This is a genomic window from Celeribacter sp. ULVN23_4, from assembly GCF_054788345.1.
The window spans coordinates 180,883-203,336 of the sequence record NZ_JBTVYO010000008.1 but is presented as its reverse complement, the minus strand read 5'-3'; the positions used below and the strand labels follow the sequence as shown (position 1 = coordinate 203,336).

5 protein-coding genes are annotated in these 22,454 nt (G+C 59.8%); 4 read left to right on the top strand and 1 reads right to left on the bottom strand.

All coding sequences use genetic code 11. From position 1 onward, the window contains the following. Window positions 1-61: 61 nt before the first annotated feature. The gene (locus ACYBHZ_RS16490) at window positions 62-940 is read right to left on the bottom strand and encodes a helix-turn-helix domain-containing protein (protein ID WP_460275388.1); all 879 of its coding nucleotides are present in this window, start codon (window positions 938-940) and stop codon (window positions 62-64) included. Window positions 941-1,432: 492 nt separating this feature from the next. On the opposite strand from ACYBHZ_RS16490, the gene ACYBHZ_RS16485 reads away from it, so the two are divergent. The 4 genes from ACYBHZ_RS16485 to ACYBHZ_RS16470 all read left to right on the top strand — a co-directional run bounded on the left by ACYBHZ_RS16485 (window position 1,433) and on the right by ACYBHZ_RS16470 (window position 22,146). Then, complete coding sequence (locus ACYBHZ_RS16485) at window positions 1,433-1,852, top strand: invasion associated locus B family protein (protein WP_460275387.1); 420 nt, start codon at window positions 1,433-1,435, stop codon at window positions 1,850-1,852. Further along, the gene (locus tag ACYBHZ_RS16480) at window positions 1,849-3,372 is read left to right on the top strand and encodes a ShlB/FhaC/HecB family hemolysin secretion/activation protein (protein ID WP_460275386.1); all 1,524 of its coding nucleotides are present in this window, start codon (window positions 1,849-1,851) and stop codon (window positions 3,370-3,372) included. The genes ACYBHZ_RS16485 and ACYBHZ_RS16480 overlap by 4 nt, the downstream gene beginning before the upstream one ends. A 52-nt stretch (window positions 3,373-3,424) precedes the next feature. Continuing rightward, the gene (locus ACYBHZ_RS16475) at window positions 3,425-3,976 is read left to right on the top strand and encodes an invasion associated locus B family protein (protein ID WP_460275385.1); all 552 of its coding nucleotides are present in this window, start codon (window positions 3,425-3,427) and stop codon (window positions 3,974-3,976) included. A 104-nt stretch (window positions 3,977-4,080) separates the two neighbouring features. Continuing rightward, window positions 4,081-22,146 (top strand): leukotoxin LktA family filamentous adhesin, encoded by an 18,066-nt coding sequence (locus tag ACYBHZ_RS16470; RefSeq protein WP_460275384.1) that lies wholly within the window; start codon window positions 4,081-4,083, stop codon window positions 22,144-22,146. The last annotated feature ends 308 nt before the right edge of the window (window positions 22,147-22,454 follow it).

Genomic DNA, 22,454 nt, shown 5'->3' with positions numbered 1-22,454 from the left:
ATCAGTTGTTTGAATGTTTTTTTGAGAGGTTTAGTGCCGCAGGTTTTTTTTGAGAGTCTCTTTAAGGGCGTAGACGCTTTCTTGTTCTTACCTGAGCCTCGCGCCAGACTTTCGGTGGTTGGCCAAAGCGGCGGCGGAAAGCGTAGATGAAATTCGATGGGTTGGAATATCCAAGACGGTAAGCGATAGATTTCACGGGTTCCCCCGCGAGAATGGCTTTGCAAGCTTCCGAAAATCGCAATTCCACCAAGGCTTGCCGCATGGTCATACCATGGACTTCGGAAAATGCGCGTTCCAGTCGGTGTGTGGAAAGGCCGACCATGATCGCTATCTCGGATGTTTGTGGCGGATTTTCAAGGTTTTGACGCAGGATGTTCATGGCTTCAAACGCACAATTGCGGTGCCATGTGTCAACCGAACTCTCCAAGCAGGTTTCTTGCCCGACTTGCTGTAGCATGTGAGTGAAGATTTGAAGACCTGCGGTCTCGATGGAGAGGCGTCGCAGTGGTCCTTCGCAATTCAGTGCGGCCTTGAGATTGGCGATGACAAGGGTCGGTAACTGGATCGGGGAGTGGAGTGAGCGGTGAAAGGCGTCTCTTAGGAAGGGGCGCAAGCCATCGGGCACTTGATCTCCGAACCATTTCGCGACCACATCGACGGAGGCATGCAGACCAAAAGACGTGGTGCTGCCGCGCTTTATATGTGCCAGGGCACCGCGCTGAACCACGCGCGTCAGGCCAACATCCGTTGATTTCATAAATTGCCCGTCATGGGTCTCCCATAGAACCTCATTGCCCACATGGATCATCGTGTAGACCATGTCACGTGGGTCTTGGGACACGATCTCCATCTGAGTATCATGGTGAAATGTCGCAGCCGTCTGGCGCCAGCCGATGCCTGCGCCAGTCATGCCCGGATCTTCCGTGATTTTCAGAGACAAGTCCTTGGTTTCCAAGTGATGAGAAATAGTTTTCTCAATACCTTGCGGTTGGAGCCTGAGAACATTCTCGGATGAGTTATGAGGGGCCGCGTCTTTAATGGGTGTCTCCGTTCACAATGCCCCATGAGGGATGCGCGTTCCCTTACGTAAATCAACATGTATTTTTAAAAAAGCACATATTTGTGCACAATTTTGGGTGCAATCGCATATGTTTTGGCCAGCTTTGTTTCGCTCGGGCGCCAGAGAAAGTGTAAAAAATGTTGAAATGCCGTGAATCCTGTTGAAAGTAAAAATAAAGATTGTCTGAAATTTTAGACCATGCAGACAATACCCCTGAGAAACGTGTCGTGGGTGGCTGTAGCTGCTTGAAAGGCTGAGTGGGATCGCGAGCAAAAAGATACGGGGGGTATCTTGCGTGTATTAGGTACATCTCTTTTGAGATGCGGGGTAATTGTTGCGATGCTCGGGGTGCAATCAGGCGCGTTGACAGCCATGGAAAAGTCCTTTTCCGACTGGCAGGTAAACTGCCCGGAGGATGGGCGCGTATGCACTCTTTCAACAACCAGTTTTGCTGAAGATCGCACATGGCTGTCGACGCTGCGTATTCAACCGGGGACGAAACACAATCCTCTCCCGGTGCAAATCCTTGTGCCACCTCAAGTCCATCTTGCATCGGGTCTCTTCGTGTCGGTTCCGGGCATGTGGCGCCGCGAGGCGGAGTATATCCGATGCACGCCCAAGGCCTGCGATGCGCGTTTGGCGCTCACGGAGCAGGAGCTGACTGCTTGGAAGCAGGCGCGTTCGGCTGAACTTTTGTACCGACCCAATCCGACCGTCCCGCCGATCCGGTTCGATGTGTCTTTGATGGGAATTTCTGCTGCATTTTCCGCAGCTATGGAGGCAGAGGAATGATCCGATACGGCCTGCGTCTCTGCGCTTTGTTGATGCTTTTCTGCGCTGTGGCCGTCCCTGCGGCGGCACAGTCGTTTCGGCTCGAGGGCATTTCCGTCAGTGACAGCGATTATCTGACCGATCAGGCGGTCGAGAGCGTGACTTCGAAATACGTCAAACGTGCGATCACCTTCGAAGATCTTCAGGCCATGATCGCGGAGCTGAACAAGCTCTATCTCATGTCCGGCGTGCCGACGGCGCGGGCTGTGTTGCCACCTCAGGAAATCCATGACGGCATCCTCAAGGTTTCACTGGTCGAAGCTGAAGTCGAAGAGGTGGTGTACGAGGGAATGGATCACACGTCGCCAGCCTTTCTCGACCGGACCCTGTCCTTGCAGGTTGGCGAGAAACCGGATTTCGAACAGATCGAAAAGGATCTGTTGATCTACGACATCATGCATGACGTTGCCCCGATGTTGAGCTTTTCGAGCGGTGCGACCCCCGGAGGGACGCTCGCCAAAGTCACGGCGAAAGAGCCGAAGCGTTTCGCTTTTACTTTGTCGGGCGACAATTTCGGGCGCGAAGAAACCGGCACCGCGCGGGCCACGGTGTTCGGGCGCTGGAGTTCCGTCACGGGGGTGCGCGATATCCTGTCTTTCCAGCTTCAGGCCTCCGAAGGCGCGGCCTCCGGTTCCCTTGGATATTCGCGCCCTGTCGGCGCTGGCGGCGGACGGATCGTCGGCGCGTTGAGCTATTCGAACTCTTCAATCATTGGCGGTGACTTCGAAACGGTTCAGATTATCTCGGAAAGTATATCCGGCTCGCTGAGTTACCGCCGCCCGGCTTGGGTCAGGCCGGACAGCCATGTCATGTTCGAAGCTGGCCTGACCTATGAAACCACGTCCTCAACCATTGAAGGCGTGGAATTTGCCGATATCGAGATTTATGACCTGTTCGCTTCAGGCCGCTACAACCGACGTTTTGCCCGCTCGACGCTTGGTTTCAGTGTCGGCCTGCGCGCAGGGCAGGCCGATGCGCTCGGAACGTCAGAGACGGAGGGCGCGTTCTGGCTGCTATACGGCGATGGCACATACGCCCGCCCGGTCGGCAAAAAGCTCATGTTCAACGGCAACCTGCGCTACCAATATGCGGCGGGTGTCAACTTGCCTGTGGCGCGGTTGTTCACCGCTGGTGGCATTGGGTCCGTGCGTGGCTATCCCAATGACATTCGCGGCGGGGACAGCGGTGCCATTCTGAATCTCCAGATTTCGAACTTGCGCCCTTATCGGCCCGAAGGATTGCCAAACTGGTCCTTCACCTTCTTCGGCTTTGTCGATGGGGCCGTTGTGGTGCCTTATCGCGAAGACGGTGGGCTCGATAGCGAGCAAGACCTTCTCGCCTCGGCCGGGGTCGGGGTCACCGCAAGATACCGTGAAAACATAGACATTCTCGCCATGATCGGCGTGCCGCTGCAGGAAACGCTGGGCTTTTACGATCAGGGCAAACCCACCTTCTACATCGGCGTGGACTACAGTTTTTGAGACGATTTGATCCCCCAGGATCGCAACCATTACCCAACGGAGAAACCTTAAGATGAAGACGCTAACCCGCCTCGCACTCACCGCCACCCTGGCTCTCGCCCCGTTCGCCGCATTGGCACAGGAGGCCGAGACAGCGACCGATACGACCGAGCAAACGACGGATGTCATCAACAACACCGCCTTCGGGGACTGGATCGTGAATTGTCAGGCCCTGACCGCCAAACGTACCTCATGCCGTCTCGTGCAAGAGCAAAGCCTGCGTGACAGCGGTGCGTTCGTTGCGCGGTTCATTGGCGTTCCGGTGTCTGATGGTGCAATCCTGCTGGCTCAGGTGCCAATGGGCGTCTACTTGCCCGGCGGGGCTGTGTACCGGTTTGCAGGCAATGAAGAGATCGAACAGCGCGAAATGATCTGGCAGCGCTGCGCGGACGACGTCTGCGAAGCGGCGGCTCCATTGACGGAGGAAGAACTGGCGCTCTTCGCCGAAGAGGACACGATGCTATTCGGGTTCCGTCCGGTGGCGGATGGCGAACCGGTGATCCTGTCTGTCGATATTTCCGAATTCGCGGATGCGATCCAGAAGCTGCGTGAAAGCAACAGCTAAGCCTTTTGACCGGTCGGGGTGATCCTTCGGCCGGTTCCGATACGTGTAACGATTTTCTGATGACCCTGCTGGGCCATCGAGACTGCGCAAAGAAAGAGGACGCCATGTCCAAGACCCATGCACAGCCCCGCAAGCCCGTGACAGCCTCGTTGTTGACGGAGGCCAAGCGAGACCGTTCCCTGATCCACCGCCTTGGCGGATGGCTTGGTACGGTTTCTGTCGCTGCCATGCAGGTCTTGCCCGCCTATGCGGATGTGGTTGCCGTGGGCAACACGGGAACCTCTGTGAGCAGTCCGACGGGGACGGTGGATGTCACCACCTCGAATGTGAAGGGCGATACGGCGTTTAACCAGTTCAGCGAGTTCAATGTCGGGGTGGGCGATCAAGTCAATCTGTACCAGCCTCTGGAGGCACAGAAGCTTGTGAACATCATCACCGGGGGCTCGTCGCAAATCGATGGCATGGTGACCGGATATCTGGGTGTGCCGGGCGTGGGGGCGGCCAATCAGGGCAATCTCTATTTCGTCAACTCCGATGGGTTCGTCGTCTCCGCCACCGGCTCGATCAGCGCGGGTCAGATCACCATGACGACGCCGACCGCGGATTTTGTCTCCGATCTCACCTCGGAGGCCAACGGGGACACGGTGCTATCCCTTGAGACACCGACCAGCCAACTGTTCCTTGGCACCGAACCGCTAAGCGCGACCGGTGTGATCGACATTCAGGGCAGCCTCTACGCGCAGCGCCTCGATCTTCGTGCCGGTGCGCGGATGATCGTGGACGGGCGTCTTGAGGTCGATACGGATTTGTCGACCGGCAAGATCGATCCTGCGGTCAATATCGATGGCGTGCCGACGGCGGGCGGCGTGAATATCGACAGCAACGGGGTGATCCGGCTCTATTCTGCAGGGGAGATGGATCTGGGCGGAACGATTTCCGCCAAAGGTGATCTTGCGGGCGTAAACCCACATGGCGGTTTGATCGAGGCCGTCTCTGATGGTGATATGACCGTCGGGGCAACCTTCGACGTGAGCAACGGCGCTGGCGACGCGGGCAGTGTCATGCTCTACACCAAGGGCTCCGCCACAATGGAACCCGCATTCGAAATTCAGGCGTCTTCGACCTCCGGCTCGGGCGGTTTCTTCGCGCTGCGGGCTGTTGGCGACATCACCGATGCGCAGGGGACGTTCGATACGAGTTCCGATAGCGGTGATGCTGGTGAATCCTATCTGATCGGTGAAAACGTCACCACGGGCGGAGACATCGCGACGCAGGGCGGATCGCTCGGCGTAAGCGGCGCCGAAACCATCACCGTATCTGCGGGCAATAGCGTCTCCACCAATCCGGATACGGCGGATGTTGCGGCGGGCGATCTCATCCTGACCGCGCCCACGATCACGGTCGAATCCGGTGCAAGCCTCACCGCCTCTGCCGCTGGCGATGATCTCGGGGGGCTGCTTGCCCTGATCGCGCGCAACACCAACACGGGGATCGTCTGGGCGATCAATCCGGAGTCGGAATCTGCCGAAATCACCATCACGGAAGCGTCTTTGGAGGCGGGCAGTATCATCGTGAGCGCGGTGGCGAGCGCGTCCAATGTTTACAGCAGCGAAGATGAAGCCGTCGAAGCGACCCAGATCGAGGCGATGGAAAACGCCTATGACGACGCGCAATTCGATGAACTGGTCAGCACCATTGCCGACACGGCGCTTTTGGCGCTCGAAGGGGGTGTCTCGACGCTCAACGGATTGATCCCGCTTCAGGTGCAAGTGCTCACGGCTGACGCGAAAGTGACGATCACCGATAGCGAGATCACCGCCAACGGCAACTGGGCGGGGCGTAATTCCTCGGAGCAAAACCAAGATCTGGAATACGCGGAAAACGGTTGGCTGTCGGTCAACGGGCTGCGCGAGGACACCTATCGGTTCATGACGGCGAATTCCTATTTCGACGTCTTGCTGGGCGATGACAACGCCTACCAGATGAAGCTCTACCTGCCGAGCGTCTGGGACGACACGACCGACAGTCTTCTCATTCATTCCCACGCGGAGACCGTGACGAATATTTCGCCGCTGGCCTATGGTGCGGGGCTTGCGGTGGCGGTGACGAACACCTCGTCTCGGGTCGGTATCACAGGTTCGACCCTTCTGACCGAAGCGGGGAACATCCGCATGGCCTCCACGGCGATGGAGAACATGACGATCAACATCGCTGCGAAGAAAATCGCCAATGGTGCGGCGGCTGTGGCGGTGTCCGTGCGCGATCTGACCAACCAGATTGTCGTGGACGGTGGCTCGATCACAAGTGCGGGATCGCTCGATATGGGCGCTTTCACAGGCCGCAACATTTCCCAAACCTTGGTCGCAAACTCTGGCACGGAAGGACGCTTGGCCATTGCGGTCAATGTTGATGTCTCGACCTCTTTGACCGAAGCTGCGCTGGGCGGAACGATTGAAACGAATGGCGATGTCGCCGTCGATGCCGAAACCCTGTTCTTCGGCTCGAACCATGTGACGACAGCAACGATGGGGGTTGCGAACGCAGCAAAAGTCGTCGCAACGCGGCGCGCGAGCACGACGAGTCTCACCGGACTTGCGACCACGATTCAGGGGGGCGTCAGCACGCCGGACCCGAACCGTGCGCCGCATTTCGGGCTTGGTGTTGCGGTGGATGTGCAGCTTTCCGATGACAATACCTTTGCGACCATTGGCGGCAGCTATCACGATTTCGACGATCTGAGCGCCGATCCGATCGCTCTGGGCACCACCACTGTGACGGCAATGGGTTACAACGTCGCTGTGAATGCGGCCTATCGCTATGCCAGCCGTGGCAGCGAGGGTGGGACGGGGCTGAGCCGCTCGACCTCGGCGGCCTTCGGCAAACTGACCTATGCTGTCCAAAAAATGCTGGAACGCTACAACGCGACCCATGATCCGGACATCACGGAAGACGAGCTTCTAGGGCGCTATTCGGATGCGCTGATGATGAACGTGTCCGTGTCCTCCATGTTGGGAGAGACGCAGGCCGAGATTGGCTCGAATGCGACGATCAATGCGGGGTCTCTGGACCTGAGCGCCGTGACGCGCTTTCCGAACACAAGCCCGCTGGAGCAGTTCATTGAACAATGGGACACCTATGCTGACGCGGTGACGAGCTATCAACCCATCGGTGAAACCGGGCAGGCCGAGGCGCCGGAACCGGAACTGCCCCCAGTGCCTGATCTCGCCGGGTTCATCGAATTGGCGAACCCGCTGACCTATCTGACCACGGATTCTAAGGCCAAGGGCGAGGCCTCCGTGGCAGATGATCGTGTGGTCGTCCCTGGAGAAGAACAGGGCCTCGCGATCGGTCTGACCGTGACCTATTTCAGCACGGAGAACACGACGAAAGCCGTGGTGCGCGATGGCGCGACGGTCAATCTCGACACGGATGCCAACATCACGGCTTTGCAGGAGGCGTTGTTCCTGCATGTGGTGAACTTGCCCAAGAAAAACCCGCTGAGCGGCGATGCGAAGGTCAATGACGCCATTGGCGCTGGGATTTTCGTATCCCGGACCGTGTCCGATGTGCGGGCCGAAATCGAAAGTGGCGCAACTTTTGATATTGGCGGCGCGCTGGATGTCGATGCGACCACCAATAACATCATCGCCAGCCTTGCCTATTCCGGCGGTCAGGGCAGCGACGTCGCCGTGAACGCGACCATCGACGCGCATATCGCGAATGCCACCACGGTTGCCCGGATCGGCGAAGCGGCGTCGATCACCGCAGACACCGTGAGCCTTACGGCAAAGGATACCTCCTTCAACTGGCTGACCGCCGGGGCTGTCTCTGGCTCGGAAAATGTCGGCGTCGGGGCTTCGGGTGTGTTCAACCTGACGACGCGGGACATTTGGGCGGGCATCGGCACGAAAGACGGCGTGGAAAGCGTGGATGACCTCGCCGCTGCGACCGGCACCGTAATCACGGCCAATTCGCTTAGCATTTTGGCGGAAAACAGTGCCGTGGACGTCACCGTTGGCGTTGCGGGCACCAAAGTTGTGGGCAAGCCTGAGCCGGAGACCGGGCAGGACGCGCCGCAGAACACCGAAGATGACGACATGATCATCCCGTCCTGGCTGTTCGCGGATGACGAAGAGGATGCGGTCAACGCACAACAGAACGTCACCACTCCGGCAGATCAGCAGGGCACGCAACAGCAATCCGGCTGGGCCGTGTCTGGCGCTGCGGTGGTGAGCCTGTCGCTCGGAAACTCGACCCGCGCTGAAATTCTGACCCTGAACAAAATTGATCTCACGGGCGGTCTTGATCTGACGGCGCGCAACACGGCGACCACCGTGAATGTCGGTGGCGCGGTGTCCGCCGGGATGGGCTCGACACAGGATACCAACGCGCTTGCTGGCGCTTTCGCGGTCTATGTGGACACCCGTGAGCTGAAAAGCCGTATCCTCGGCGCTGAGATTGTCGCCGGTGACAGTGTTGTCGTCACGGCGGACGATGGTGCGACCGTGGCGAACATCGCTGTCGGTGGGGCAGGGACGTCGCGCGGCGATCTGGCTTTGGCCGGGTCAGTGGCCGTGGCCGTGATTGATGGTGAGACCGAAGCGGAAATCAGCGATGCGACGATCACATCCGACAGCCTGACGCTCGACGCCGATGACAGTTCGACCACGGTGAGCGTCGGGGGCGCGGTCGGGATCAACATGGATGCCACACAGGGCTATGGCGTCGGGGTCGGTATCGCGGTCAACACCGTGAGCCGTTCGGCAACCTCCCGTCTGTCCGGGGCCAGTGTCATCGAAACCGGCGCGCTTTCCGTCACCGCAGACAGCACGCAGTCGATCTATGCCTTCGCGACCACGGTCGGCGTTGGCAAAACCGGTCTGGCGGGGTCCATTTCGGTCAACACCATCACCGGCGGCGCGCAAGCGCTGGTCCAAGGGAGCGAAGATCTTAAGATTGAGATCAAGGCGGACAGCGCCACGGTCGATGCGACGGAAACCAATACGATCTTCTCGCTTGGTGGCGCACTGGCTGGCGGGCGGTCCACGGCGGTTGGCGCGGCGCTGACAGTCAACGTGATCACCGCGACCACGGAAAGCCGTTTGGAAGACGTGAACCTCGGCGAACGCGATGCGCTTGTGCAACTTGGCGCTGTGGCTGTCACCTCTGACAGCACCTCGACGATCACCTCTATCGCCGTGGCCGGTGGCGCAGCGACCGAGGGTTCGGCAGCGGGTGTGGGTCTTTCGGTCAACGAGATCACGGCCAAAATCAACACTTCGCTTGCGCGCAGCACTGTGACCGATGCGGAAAGCATCGACGCCACGGCGACGAACACGCGGAGCATCTCGTCGCTTGGCGGCGGGCTCGGAATCTCCGGTCGGGGCGCAGCCGGGGTTGCGGCCACGGTCAACCTTTTGCTGGGCAACACCACCTCGGTTGATCTGACGGACGCGACCCTCTCGACGCGCGACAGCGGTGCGATTTTCGCCAAGGCGCTGGCGGATGGGGCGATCCTGTCGATGGCCGCAGGTCTTGCCGGATCGACGGAGACCGCCATCGGCGGTGCCGTGACCGTGAACGTGACGACGGCAGACACGAGCGTGATCGCGGATCGTGCCGTGCTTGATGCCGATGGGGCGCTCTCGCTCATCGCGGATGATACGGCGACGGTGCAAAGCCTTGCTGGTGGGGCTGCGCTGTCTGTGTCCGGCAATGCCGTCGGTGGTGCCGTGTCTGCGAACTTCATTGCCCATGATACCTCTGTCACCAGTGACGCAGGCAGTTTCAGCGGCGATGGAGTGACGCTCCAAGCGGTGAACGGTTCCACCATCGAATCCATGGCTGTGGGGCTTGCGGGCGGGGCGGCGAACGCCTTCTCCGGGTCCATCGCGATTGGCGATATCGGCAATACAACCAAGGCGACGCTGACCAATGCAACGCTGGATGCGGGCGACGGCATCGCCCTGATCGATGCCGGACGCACGGGGTCTATTGATATTCTCTCCGGCGCTGCCGCCGTGGGGGGCGAAAATGCGGCCGGGATCGCTTTGACCGTGGCGAGCATCCATGGCGGTGTGACCGCTGATCTCACGACGGGGGAGAGCGTGACCGCGAGCGAACTTCATGTCACCGCCCGCAATACGGCCAATATCGATGCGCTGGCGGTGTCGGGTGCGCTCGGCGGCAGCTCGGGCGGCGCAGGTTCGGTGGTCTATACCCAGATCGGGCGCGTCGCAGATGACGGGCCGAGTGTTGAGCCAATCGCTGGCGACGATCCGAACGAAGACGTGTTGCAGGATGCGCAGGATACAGTTGCGGCGGAACGCGATCAGGCGATCACTGATCTCGCAACTTCTTTGGGCGGGAACACCAATACCTCATTGTCCTCCGATGATATGGCTTTGAACCTGACGACGGATGACGTGGTTCGTGCGCGGCTGCAGCTGACGGGGACCGATCCGGTGCTGCCGGACAGTGTGACTGTGACGACTACGGAAACCACGGAAACCCGGTCTCTGGCCGGGGCTGCGGGGATCGGACTTGGTGGTGCCGGTGTCGGCGCTGGGATCGCGGTCAATCTGATGTTCGGCAAGGCGGAAGCGGAACTCGTCCTGCCCGCCGGGGAAGACACAACGGTCGGTGGAGATGTAACGATCGGCGTGACCCAAACCGGGACGGTGGAAACCGCCGGTGTCGCAGGCGCAGGCGGAAGCAGTGTCGGCGCGGCAGGCTCGATCACCGTTAACGTGATGAACCGTCAGGCCGATGCGCGGATCATTTCGGATACGGCGGGCAGCATGGCCAATCTGATCAGCGATGCGGGTGACGTGTCCGTTGGCGTGACACAGGGCGGAACGATCAAATCCCTTTCCGGCTCCGTTGCCATTGGCGGCACCGCAGGCGCGGGCGGTGCGATTACTGTGAACGTCATGTCCGATGATGCAGAAGCACTGGTCGAGGATGTGAATGTCGCATCGGTCGCTTCCGGTGCAGATGCCGCTGATCCGCTTTTGAATGGCGGCGATATTTCGATCACGGCGGACCAGACCCTGCAGCTCGAAGCGCTCTCTGCCTCCGTCGGCGGTGGCGGCAGCGGGGCTTTTGCAGGCTCTTTTGCAATCAATGTGGCCGATGGCGAGGTTTTCGCCACGCTGAGAGATGCGGAACTGTCCGGCAACTCCGTCGAGATCGCGGCAACGGCGACGCTGACCCTGATCGGAAATGCGGGCACGGCGGCAGGCGCGGGCACCGCTGCTGTCGGTCTCGGAATTGTCACCAATGTCACCCGTCAAACGGTGCGGGCCGACATCGATGGCTCCGATATTTACGCCTATGGGACGGTCGGCCTTCTGGCGCGGGCGGATGCGACAATGTCCGGGAATGCGGTCTCCGGCTCTGGCGCCGGAGGTGTGGGCGTGACAGGTACGGCTGTCGCCAACTCCGCTGAGAACACGGTCGAGGCGCTTGTACGTCAGACCCGTGCGACGGGTCTCTTCATCAATGAAAACGATGAGGTCAACAGCACTGGCGATGGCGAGCCCCTTGTGGGCGGCAGCTATATCGCAACGCGCGGTACGGTTGCGATTGAAGCTATCGGGACGAATACGATCACCCTTTTAGGCGGTACGGACGAAACGGACGCCGTTGAGGAAAATGCGGGCGAGCCGGGTATTTCAGTGAATTTCGCCGGCGGTGGCGCTGCGGGGGTCGGGGCGTCTGTCACGGTCAATACGCTCGCCAATGACGTGCGGAGCGCGGTGTCGGGCAACTCGGTGCTCATCGGTCTTGGCGAGACGGGCGCAACGGTCGACGGCGTGGAAAAATACGGTGTCGCGATCAGTGCCTTGGGCAACAGCGATATCTCCATGGTTGCCGCGAACGGGGCGGCCGGTGGTGCAGCCGGGGTTGCCGCACTCTTTGCGATGAACCTTTTGGACGACACGGCGCGCGTTGAAATCGGGGATGCCGCAGGCGGCACTCTGGTCCAGATCAACTCGGACAATTTCTATACTGATGACTTGTCTCATCGCATCGGCAGCAAGACCGCTTCCAGCGATCAGGACACGGAATTCACCGCGAAAACGCAGAATTCTGCGATTGCGGTCACCGCGAACATCGCGGTTGGCGGAAGCGCCGGTGTCGGTGTCGGCTCCGGTAATACGCTTGCGACCAATCTGGCGGAGGTCTCTGTCGGAGATGCCATTGTCGAAGCGGCGAATGACGTCAACATGTCGGCCACGGCTGTGACCGAACTTGATACCGTGACCATGGGGCTTGCGGGCGGGTTTGTCGGCGTGTCGGCCAATGCCGGGGTGAACCGGATCGGCTCCGAGGCGCTTGTGACGCTGGACGGCGCCGATGTGACCGCAGGCGGTGACATCAATCTCAACAGCAAAGTGGAAAGCGAAAGCTGGGCCTTGACCGGCTCTATCGGTGGCGGTGCCATTGGCGGCTCCGGCGGCGTTCAGGTCACCTTGTTCGACAGTAAGTCCAAAGTCACGATTGGCGGCGGAACGAGCAATCGCACGGGCAGTCTCACTGCAGGCGGCTCGCTGACGGCGGAGGCCTTGTCGGAACTGACGACGGACGGCAATGCGGTTTCCGGCGCAGGCGGTGGAACAGGGATTGCGCTTGCGGCGTCCATCTCTCTGGTCGATGCGGAAACCGCCGTCGAGATTGGTGCGGGGCAGAGCCTGAAAGCCTCGCGTGACCTGACGCTCCGGGCCAAGGAGGTCGCGACGATCAAATCCCTCACAGGCTCTGCCGGGGCTGGTGGTCTCGGGGTCGGGGCCTCTCTCGATTACGTCAATTTCCAAGGCACGACGAAAGTTCAGATCGGAAATGGCGCTGTTCTGGAGGCCTATGCAGGCACGACACCTTTGTCCACGCCGCAATCGGCAGCCTATGGCCTGACCATCGAAGCGTTCTCGGAACGTGATGTGGAAGCCAGTGTGTTTTCGACCGGGGCGGGCGTCCTCTCTGTGGCGGCGGCTCTGTCGATCATCGAACTGGGCGGGAGCGCCGAAGATGACGAAGACAAGCGCGGGACGCTTTTGGCCGAGGCGCAAAAGGAACTCGATGCGGATCAATCCGGAGAGAGCGGCGATGCCGAGGACGATAAGAGCGCTGCGAGCAGCCTGATTGCCTATGCGGGGGCGAGCGAGACGCAGAACACGATCACCTCTGAACGTCAGGCGATCAATTTGACTGGCGCGCCGGGTGAAGATGTCGTGAGTGTGGATATTGGCCGCGACGTGACGCTCAAATCGCGCGGGTTTGTTGATCTGACGGCGGAAACCCTGACCGCTGTGAAGCAAATCGCAGGCGGGGCGTCGATCAGCGGCACTGCAGGCGCGATGTCCGGCACGGCAGTGACCAATGTCGCGACGGGCGCGACGGTCTATGTCGGTGGTGGCAGCCGCATTCTGGCGGATGGGACGGTGTCTCTCACTGCGAACAGCGGCGCCATTTCCGGGCGCGACCTGATCGACACGGAGGCTGTGACCGTCGCGGCTTCGACGGGCGTGAGCGCCGGGGCTGGTGTGGCTGTCGCCAAACTGTCGTCGCAATCCACCATCGCGATGGAAAACGACACGAGCATCAAGGGCTACTTGCGCAGTGCGGCCTATGACCTGTCTCTCTCCGCCACGCGGTCGGGAACGGTGAAAACCGACAGCTTCAACGTCTCCGTCGGTGCGGGTGGCGGGGTCGGTGTTGCCGTGTCCCATGCCATGAACGAAGGCGCATCGCGCATTCTCCTTGGCTCTGAAGACAGCGGCGATCTGGTGACTTTCAAGGCAAACACCGTGACGATTGCGGCGGATGACACATCGCATGTGGATGCCTCCGGCGAAGGGAGCTCCGGCGGTATCGGCGCTGGTCTGAACTCCGTCATCATCACGGCTGATGTGGACGGTACCGGCGAGATTACGGCCCGGAACCTCAACATTGATGCCAATTCCATCACGATGAGCAATGAAAGCGCCGCTTCCGGGATGTCCGAGGCGCGGGGGCTTGCGCTTGGTGCGGTTGCCATCGGCGCGGCCGTTGCCCGGACCAATATGCGTGTGGCGCTCACCACAGATGTGGACGCGGCGATGGATGCGACATCCATCACGCTGAACACTCGTATCTATCGCGACACGTATGACCATGCGAAAGCAATTGCCGCTTCCACCTCTGGTGGGCTTTTGGCGGGCAATGGCGCGGTTGCGGAAGCCTATGCGAATTACGATGTTTCTGCGGCCTATTCCGGGACATATTCGACCGGCAGCGGCACCCTGACGATTGCGACGGATGCCGAAGCGGTGACAACGCGGGCCGAGACCACAGGGCGTTCCGGCGGTGCCGTTGCCATCGGTGTGACCATTGCCCGCAGCGGGCAGAACACTTCCTCGTCCCTAAGCGAAGAAGAGCGTTTGGCGCGGGTCGCAACCTCTCTCAACGATGCGGTCATCGAGGTTGGGACGTTCAATCTGAGCACGGGCAACGCGCCGAAAGCCTATGCGACCGCAGACGCCGGGTCCGGCGGTGTGGTGTCCGGCTCCGGGGCCGAGACCATGGTGACGGTGAACACGGACACGAGTACGGTGGTCGGCGACACGGCCCATGTGACGATCACGGCGACGGATCTGAACATCTCCGCAGGCCAAAGCGCAACCCTCGGCAGCACGGTGGACACTCTGAGCGCCTCCATTGTCGGGGCCTCCGGGGCGAACAGCCAGACGGATGTGGACACTGATGTCACGACACGGATCGGTGGTTACACCACGCTCGCCGCGCGCAATTTCAACATTGAAGCGACCAACACGGTGAGCCGTCCGGAAGACGAGTTCAACATTCAGTCCGGGTCCGGCGGTGCGCTGGATGTGCCTGCGATGGTGAGCCTCGTGAATGTGGATGCGACGACCAATGTCTATATCGATGACGATCTTCGTGATGCCGCCCATTCGGTGGCCTCCGACGGCTCCGTGATCCGGTCGCTGACCCAGACCGGTGAACGTGACGCTGGTCAGACCTTCTACATTGGCGCCTATACCAACATGGCGATTGTAGATCGTATCAAGCTCGATGCGGGCGGAGCAATTGCGATCCCGATTGGCAACAGCACGGTGAAGGTGAACACAAATGATGCGCATGTGAGTATCGGTGCTGTGGAGATCCTTACGCAGGACACGGCGACTTTCTACGCTGGCGGTGATGCCAATCTTAAGTCTGAAGTGGATGCGACCTCCTATGGTCTGGCCGGTGCGGCGACGGGGAATTCCTATGCGCTCTATAATTCCGACAATCGTGTGATCTTTGGCGATGGCGCCGATGTGGAATCCCTGACGGATGTGCGCGCTCAAGCGGGCTACAGTAAGCGTGAGGCGCAATCCGTGACGGTGAACGCGGAAACCCGTGTCTTCAACAAGACCGCCGTTCCGATCCCGACCGACCCGGCCGCAGATGCCATTGCGAACACCACGTCGATTGTCGAAAGCGGCACCGGAAGCTCGGTCAAAGCCGTGACTGATGTCTACCTTCTCGCGGAGGCAGGCGGGCGCGATGTGCTTGGCTATGGTCGCGGCAAGGATCTCTACCGTGAAGTTCTGGCGTCAATTGGTTCCGCAATCAGCCAAGTCTTTGGCGGAAAACCTGTCAGCCTCGATATTGAATCCGGCACTTCGACGGACATGTCGGATGACGGGATCATCGTCAACGGCTATGTGCGCGCCGGTTCGCGCAACCAACAGATACTGATCCTCGATTCCGAGGGAAATCTCGCCAATGAAAGCGGTGGTTGGACCGATGAAGATGGCATCACCTACAGCTATACAAACGATATGGCCGAGGGGATCGATTACAGTATCGAAAGCGGTACGATCGGCAACGAATATGATGCACGTATCGCCCTGCTCCAGAGCTGGATCGACGATCCGGCCCTCGGGGATGATGTCGAGGCCGTTGCTGCCTGGGAGGCCGAGATTTCCTTGTTGCAAGCCCGTATGGCGTCCTCTGGCGGTTCGCTTGGCTCGACGGTCGATTTCGTTGTCCTTGACGATATTGTCGCGGCGGCAGGCGATATCATCCTGCGGGCGGATTATGTGATCGGTGACGACACCGGCACGCTCGAAGCGCCGGGGAACACGCAGATCATCGTGCGCGTTTACGGCGAAAACACCTTCCTCAAAACGGCGGATATGACGATCCCCGACAATGTCGGTGGCCGCATTACCTTCAACGATGCTCCGGTGACGACACCTGCAGGGATCGAGGCGCTCGCTTCGAACCAACCTGCGGGCGAAAGCGCGGATTTTGAAATGATCTCGGGCACTGACGATGGCCAGCCGCTGATCGAAGCGGTGACCTATGGGGGCGGCTCGGTGATCGTGAACGGCAACATCTCCAACGCGGAAGGCACGGCGCGTTTCCGGGCGAACACGCCCACGACGGACGGAACAGCACTGGGCGGTGATCTTGATGTGCGGGGGGATATCTACGCCAAGACCATCGATTTGAGCGCTGATCGTGACTTTGTGCAGGGCTATTCCATCGGCTTTACCGAGATCGACGGCAGTCCGGGCGCCATCTACGACGATTATTTCTCGGATGTTGAAGATCTGTTCCGCAAACTCATTCTGGCAGGTTTCGAGATTGACGGCTCGGATGGGGAGATGGTGATGCTCGCTTTGACGGCAAGTATTTCGGTCCCTATCGGTCTTATCGAAGCCTTTGAAATCGCGCCGCGCCGGGGGCAAATCCAAGCGGGACGCAATGTCTACATCACAGCAGACAAGCTTAACATCAACGGTCTGATCCAGGCCGGGACCGGTGAATACACGGTCGATATTGGTGCAGAACTTGATGCCGAACTCGACAAGCTTCTGGACGCGGGCCTGACGGAAACCGTCTTGCTGTACGATCCGTCGGAACCGGTGAACGATCTGGTGGTCCGCTATGACAATATCGAAAGCGACGTGCGTCTGACATTCGTGCCGGTGACGGACGATGCGGGGAATGTTGTCTCCGGTAAAATCGTCATCGACCCGATGGTGGTGCAGGGCGGTTACGTCGATCTGCGGGGCGATATCTTCTCCACCGGTGGCGGTGAGATCAAATCGCTCGACGGGTTCGGCACGATCACGGTCGACAGTCTGTCTGACTATGCGATTGAACTCGGTCGGGTCGATCTGGGCGAATATAACGATGGTGCTGGCATTGAAGGCATTGTCCGGATCACTGACACAAGCCGCACGGTCGGCTCCGGGGATGATGAACGCTACCTGATCACGGAATTCTCCCGTTTGGGCGACCAGTTCACCGTGATGGACAACGATACGGCGACGGCGGTCGAGGAAGTGCTTTACACGGATGAGGACGGCAACCCGCTCGCCTATCGCGAAGTGGCGTCCAATCTCGTGAGCAGCGCCACGGGGCGTAGCGGGACATATGAAACCACGGCAGACCGCGATCTCGTTATCAAACGGGCCGAGACGGTCACGCAGGTCGTGTCTTATCGTGAAACCACGAACTACTTCTGGGTCAAGACGGGTGATTCCAAAGGCTCCAAGGTTACGGAGTCTTCCGCAACACAACTCTCGGAGGAGGTCGCGCCGGGTCTCACAGGGACCTATCTGGGCAGCTCTTTGAGTGGTGATGATTACGCGTATTACTTCAGTGGCGATCGCGTGACGAACAGTGTCGTTAAAAGTGCCGTGAATACGGATGACAAACGGACCTTTGGGATCGGTGATGTTGTGAAAACATGGACCGAGACGCAGACAGCGACCCAAGTTTACACGCATCGTTTGAAAGCGGATTACGGGGTCAAGATCACCTTCGAGGGCGATGACACCGGTGGACTGACCATTCTCAATGGCGGCGACATCACCTTTACCGGCCCTGTGATCAATGCTGTGGGCGATACGACGATCACCTCCAGCAACGGCTCGGTTCTGACCTCCGATCCTTCGGTGCTCTTGAGCCTTCGTGACCTGAGCGTCTCAGCGCTGGGTGGCCGGATTGGTGGGCTGTCTTCCTCCTTCCGTGTGGATCAGGAAGACGGCGGGGTCCTGAATGCCGTGGCGCGCGATTCCATCGACATTCGCGAACTTACCGGTGATATGATCGTGGATCAGATCACCACGACGGACCGCAGCGTCAGCACTGGCAACGGTGTGAACGGCGAGGTGACCCTGTCGGCCGAGGGCGGCATTTACGCTCAGGACTCCGGCTCTCTCGTCACAGGCACGTCGATTGACCTTCTGGCCTATGACGGCGGGGTCGGCACGGAGGCGCAAGCGCTGCGCATTCTTGAAGATGGCGCATCTCTTGTTGTGTTGGCGAACGAAGATGTCTTTATCGAAGAGACGGAAGGTGATCTGAACCTGCACACGGTTGAGAGCCAGGCGGGGTCTGTTTCCTTGACCGCCCTCGATGGCGCCATCCTTGATCGCAACGATGTCGAGCAGCGCGACATGCGTACCCTCAACGAGCTGACCGAGCTTTGGGCAGACGATCTGGGCCTTTATGGCGATGCGGCGCTTCAAGACCGTAAGGATGCGCAAATCGAAGCGCAGGCGACCGAGCGCAAGCGTCTCTATGAGACCTATTGGCAGGCCCGCAATGCCGATGGCGGCGCGACGCAAAGCTATACGATTGACGCGGACGTGGCGCAGGCTTTGCTCGACAGCGGCTGGACGCAGGATCAGCTCGATGCCTATGTGGCGGATCGTGTGGCGCTCTACGACAGCTGGAACGCAGAGGCCGCATATGATGCGAGCTATACCTATGAACTGACGGTTCAGGAGATCAGCGACCTGACCGACAACGCTGGTTGGACCGAGGAAGAACTCAATCAATGGGTGCGCGCCGGTCTGATCCGCGGTACGGGGGACACCAATGTCCGGGTTGAAGATCCCAACGTCATCGCTGCCGGGGACATCACCTTGATCGCACGCGATGGGGTTGGCGAATTGATGCCGGACTATGTGCTCGGCAATCCTGACAACGATCCCGATTGGACCATAGCCGACGATCTCGAAGTGCTTGCCACGGCGGAACGTGCCGATGTCACCATCGACAATGTCACCAATACTGTCACGGTGGCACGGGCCGAGGATGTCAACTTCGCCTTCACCAGTGTGAACGCGGAGGGTCAAGCCAACGGAAGCCTGCGCGTCACTTCTTCTGGTGAGGAAATCTATCTTGCCGCAGAAACCCCCGCGGCCATCGCCAACATCAGCACGACGGGCGATGTGCGTCTCAAAATTGACGGGGCCGTGACCGACAATCGTGACGGCTCGGCTGCGGTGACCGGTTCTGCAATCATCGTCGAGAGCGGCAATGATGCCTCCATCGGTGAGGCGGACAATCCCTTGACCTTCGATGTCTTGTCCGGGGGTAACCTGATTGTCCGGGCGGGTCAGGATCTCTTCATCCATGGTGTGACCAACCTTCCGCTGGGTGAAGCCTATGCGGGTGGAACGGCGGTCATCACCTCCACCGGAACCATCACCGACGCTGTGGCGACGGGGGCGGTACGGGTGCGCGCGGCGGATCTGACGCTCGAGGGCAGCGCGATCGGAAGTGACGCCGCGCCGCTTGTCCTCGACATCACGGGCGAGGACGGGATGCTCGATCTCACGACGACCTCTGGCGATGCATTTGTGACCGTGGCGAGCGATTTGACCCTCGAAGCGGCCAATATCGCGGGCGGAGGCCGGATCGAGGCGACGTCCACGTTCGATCTTGCTGGCTCCGATACGATTTCCTTCGGCCTGACCAGCACGCTTGATCTGATCGCGCCGCAGGGCTTCGATCTTTCCGCATCGGCCGGAACGGATGTCTCGGGTGGCACTCTCATCCTGACGAGTGGCGGAAACAACGGAACCTCCGAGAAACGTCTGGTGACGGCGCTGACCAACATCAGCCTGATCACGACGGGTTCTGACCCGACGCCGCTGTTCATCGACGAGTTGGATGCGATCCGTATCGATAGCGTTGTTCAGTCTCATGAGGATGCCGACACGAATGTGATCGCGGGGGGCGCGATTTCCATCGGGCAAATCGAGACTCTGGGCGAAGCGATCCTGACCGGTTCTGAAATTCAGGACGGTCGGATCGTGGCGGAGCGCGTGGCGCTCACGGCGACCGGAACGGTTGCCGGGTCCGGGATTGGCGACGTGTCGCGCATCGATATCACCACGGGCAGCTTCCTGGCGCAGACCGAAAACGGCGATGTTGTGGTCCTGCTGCGTGATCGTGCGACGGATATCGAGAAAATCACCACTGGCGGCACGGGTCTTGTCGATCTGATCGCGACGGATGCGCCGCTGCACCTTCTGGCGGGCGATGGGATCACCACTCAGGGCGGTTCCATCACCATCGACGGGACCAGCATTTGGACCGAAGCCGATATCGCGTCTCAAGGCGGTGCCATCAGCATCGATGCAATCAGCCTATTGGCCGAAGCGGATATCACCTCAGAAGGGGGCACGATCTCCATCGAGACCTCCGACGATCTGATCCAAAAAGCTGGCAGCCGTATTGCCGCCGGGACGGGCACTCTGTTCGCCGATGTGGGCGGGGATATGCAGATTGCACAGCTGTCCACGCTCAACGCGACGAGCGATGCGCTGCGCCTGACGGTCGATGGCTCCCTGTCCATCGCCGAGGGGCAGACCGCAACGCAACTGATCGCGAACAGCGCCGGAGCGGTGACCACGCTGCGCCTTGGCACGGTGACCCCGGTCGGCCCTGACGGTCTCGCCACTCAGGTTGCGATCCTTGATGCCGAGGTGACGGAAGGCGCGATCCATATCGCCGAGGCGGACGGGATCACCCTGCGCTCCGTCTCAAGCGACAATGGTGTGATCGATATCTTTGCCGGTGGCGACACGGAAATCGGTGCTTTGACCTCCCTGTCCGGCGACGAGATTGTTGTGTCGGCCTTGGGCGGCATGTTCTCCGACGGGGCCGTCCTGAGCGGTGGCGATGTTCGGCTCTTTGCCTTTGGCGGACCGATTGCGGGCGTCTCGGGCGATATGTTCTACGGGGAAACCTCTGGCGGCGTGACGTTGCATCTCTTCGGGGAGGGCGATGTCCGTTATACCGAAACCGCGGGGGATCTTCGCATCGGTTTTGCGCTATCAGATCAAGGCGATCTGGAACTTGCAGCTCCGGTCGGTGAGATGGAACTCGGTGTCCTTGGGGCATCCGGTGAGGTCTGGCTGAGTGCTCGGGATACTTTGCAGGTGACGATGATCGGTGGGGCTCTGGTTGATCTGGCCGATGAGAGCGCCCTGCAACTGGTGAACCCGGAGTATTATGGTCAGCGTGAAGCGCGCTCGCCGGAACTCATGGATCTCACGGCGGTTGGGGACGATAGCCACCTCTATGCAGGTTTGCTCAGCGGCAAAGGCACGATTGGCCTGCACGCGGACAATATCGACGCTTTCCTCAATGATAATCGTGTGTCCGATGCGATGCTTTTGACCATCGATGATGACGAAGGGGATATGGCTGAGATCGTGGATGTTCAGTCCATCGGTGACGGCGAGCCGCTGTTTGTTGAGGACTACTTTGCCGATGTGCGCCCGCGCCTTGCGGGCCGCGACAGCACCGATGGAGAGTTGATCCTTGTGAAAGGCCGGATCGGCACGGGACAAGTGACCCATGCTGGCCCGAGCTTCATCGGTCAGGATGTGATCATCGGCGGCGATGTTTGGTTCCGTCAGCGCAGCTTCGATTTCTTGGCGAACCTGAATTTCGTTGAGCTTTCGACGGAGGCGGATGCCCAGGCTCTGGCGATCAATGACGGTGCGATGACCTTCCAGATCCGCGATGAGATCGACCTTGTGACCATCGATCCGGCAGATGATCTCGACGGCTCCGGCGGCTCGGTGCTCATCCTCAACCGTCGTTTGGGCGGCGTTGATCTCAACGGCGGGCAGGGCTTTGCCTTCGGCACCGGCGTGGACACCGACATTCTCGGCTATCCGTTCACCTTCCGGGGGTCGGAACCGGGGGTGACGCAAGTCGAAGTCCTGCGCCAAATCCGGGAACAGTCTGAGACGGCCGGTCGCGTGACGCTTCCCAGCTTCATCACGGAGGAGGAGGGGGAAGACCTCTGCATCGCCAGCTATTCAAGCGCACCCTGTCTGGAACTGTCGATGTTGCGCTAAAGCGTTTCGACTTTAACTTGATCTATCACATAAAGTCGAAACGCCCGCTCCGCTTGGACGTTGCACCGCGTTTCTGCTCAAACCCTGATTCAGGTTTAAGTAGAAACGCTTTAAGCCGCTTCTCGAAGACGGGCTGGAACGGGAGAACGACCGATGATGCTCTAAGTTTCGTTGACAGGGGGAGGACGCCTTTAAACGTAGGGAAACACGGTTTTCTGAAGGAGGTGTGATCCTGTTCGTAACCGCCGAGCCGAGTTCTTTGGATGCCAATGTGCGTGACTTTACTCCCGTGCCCCGGCAAACAGGGA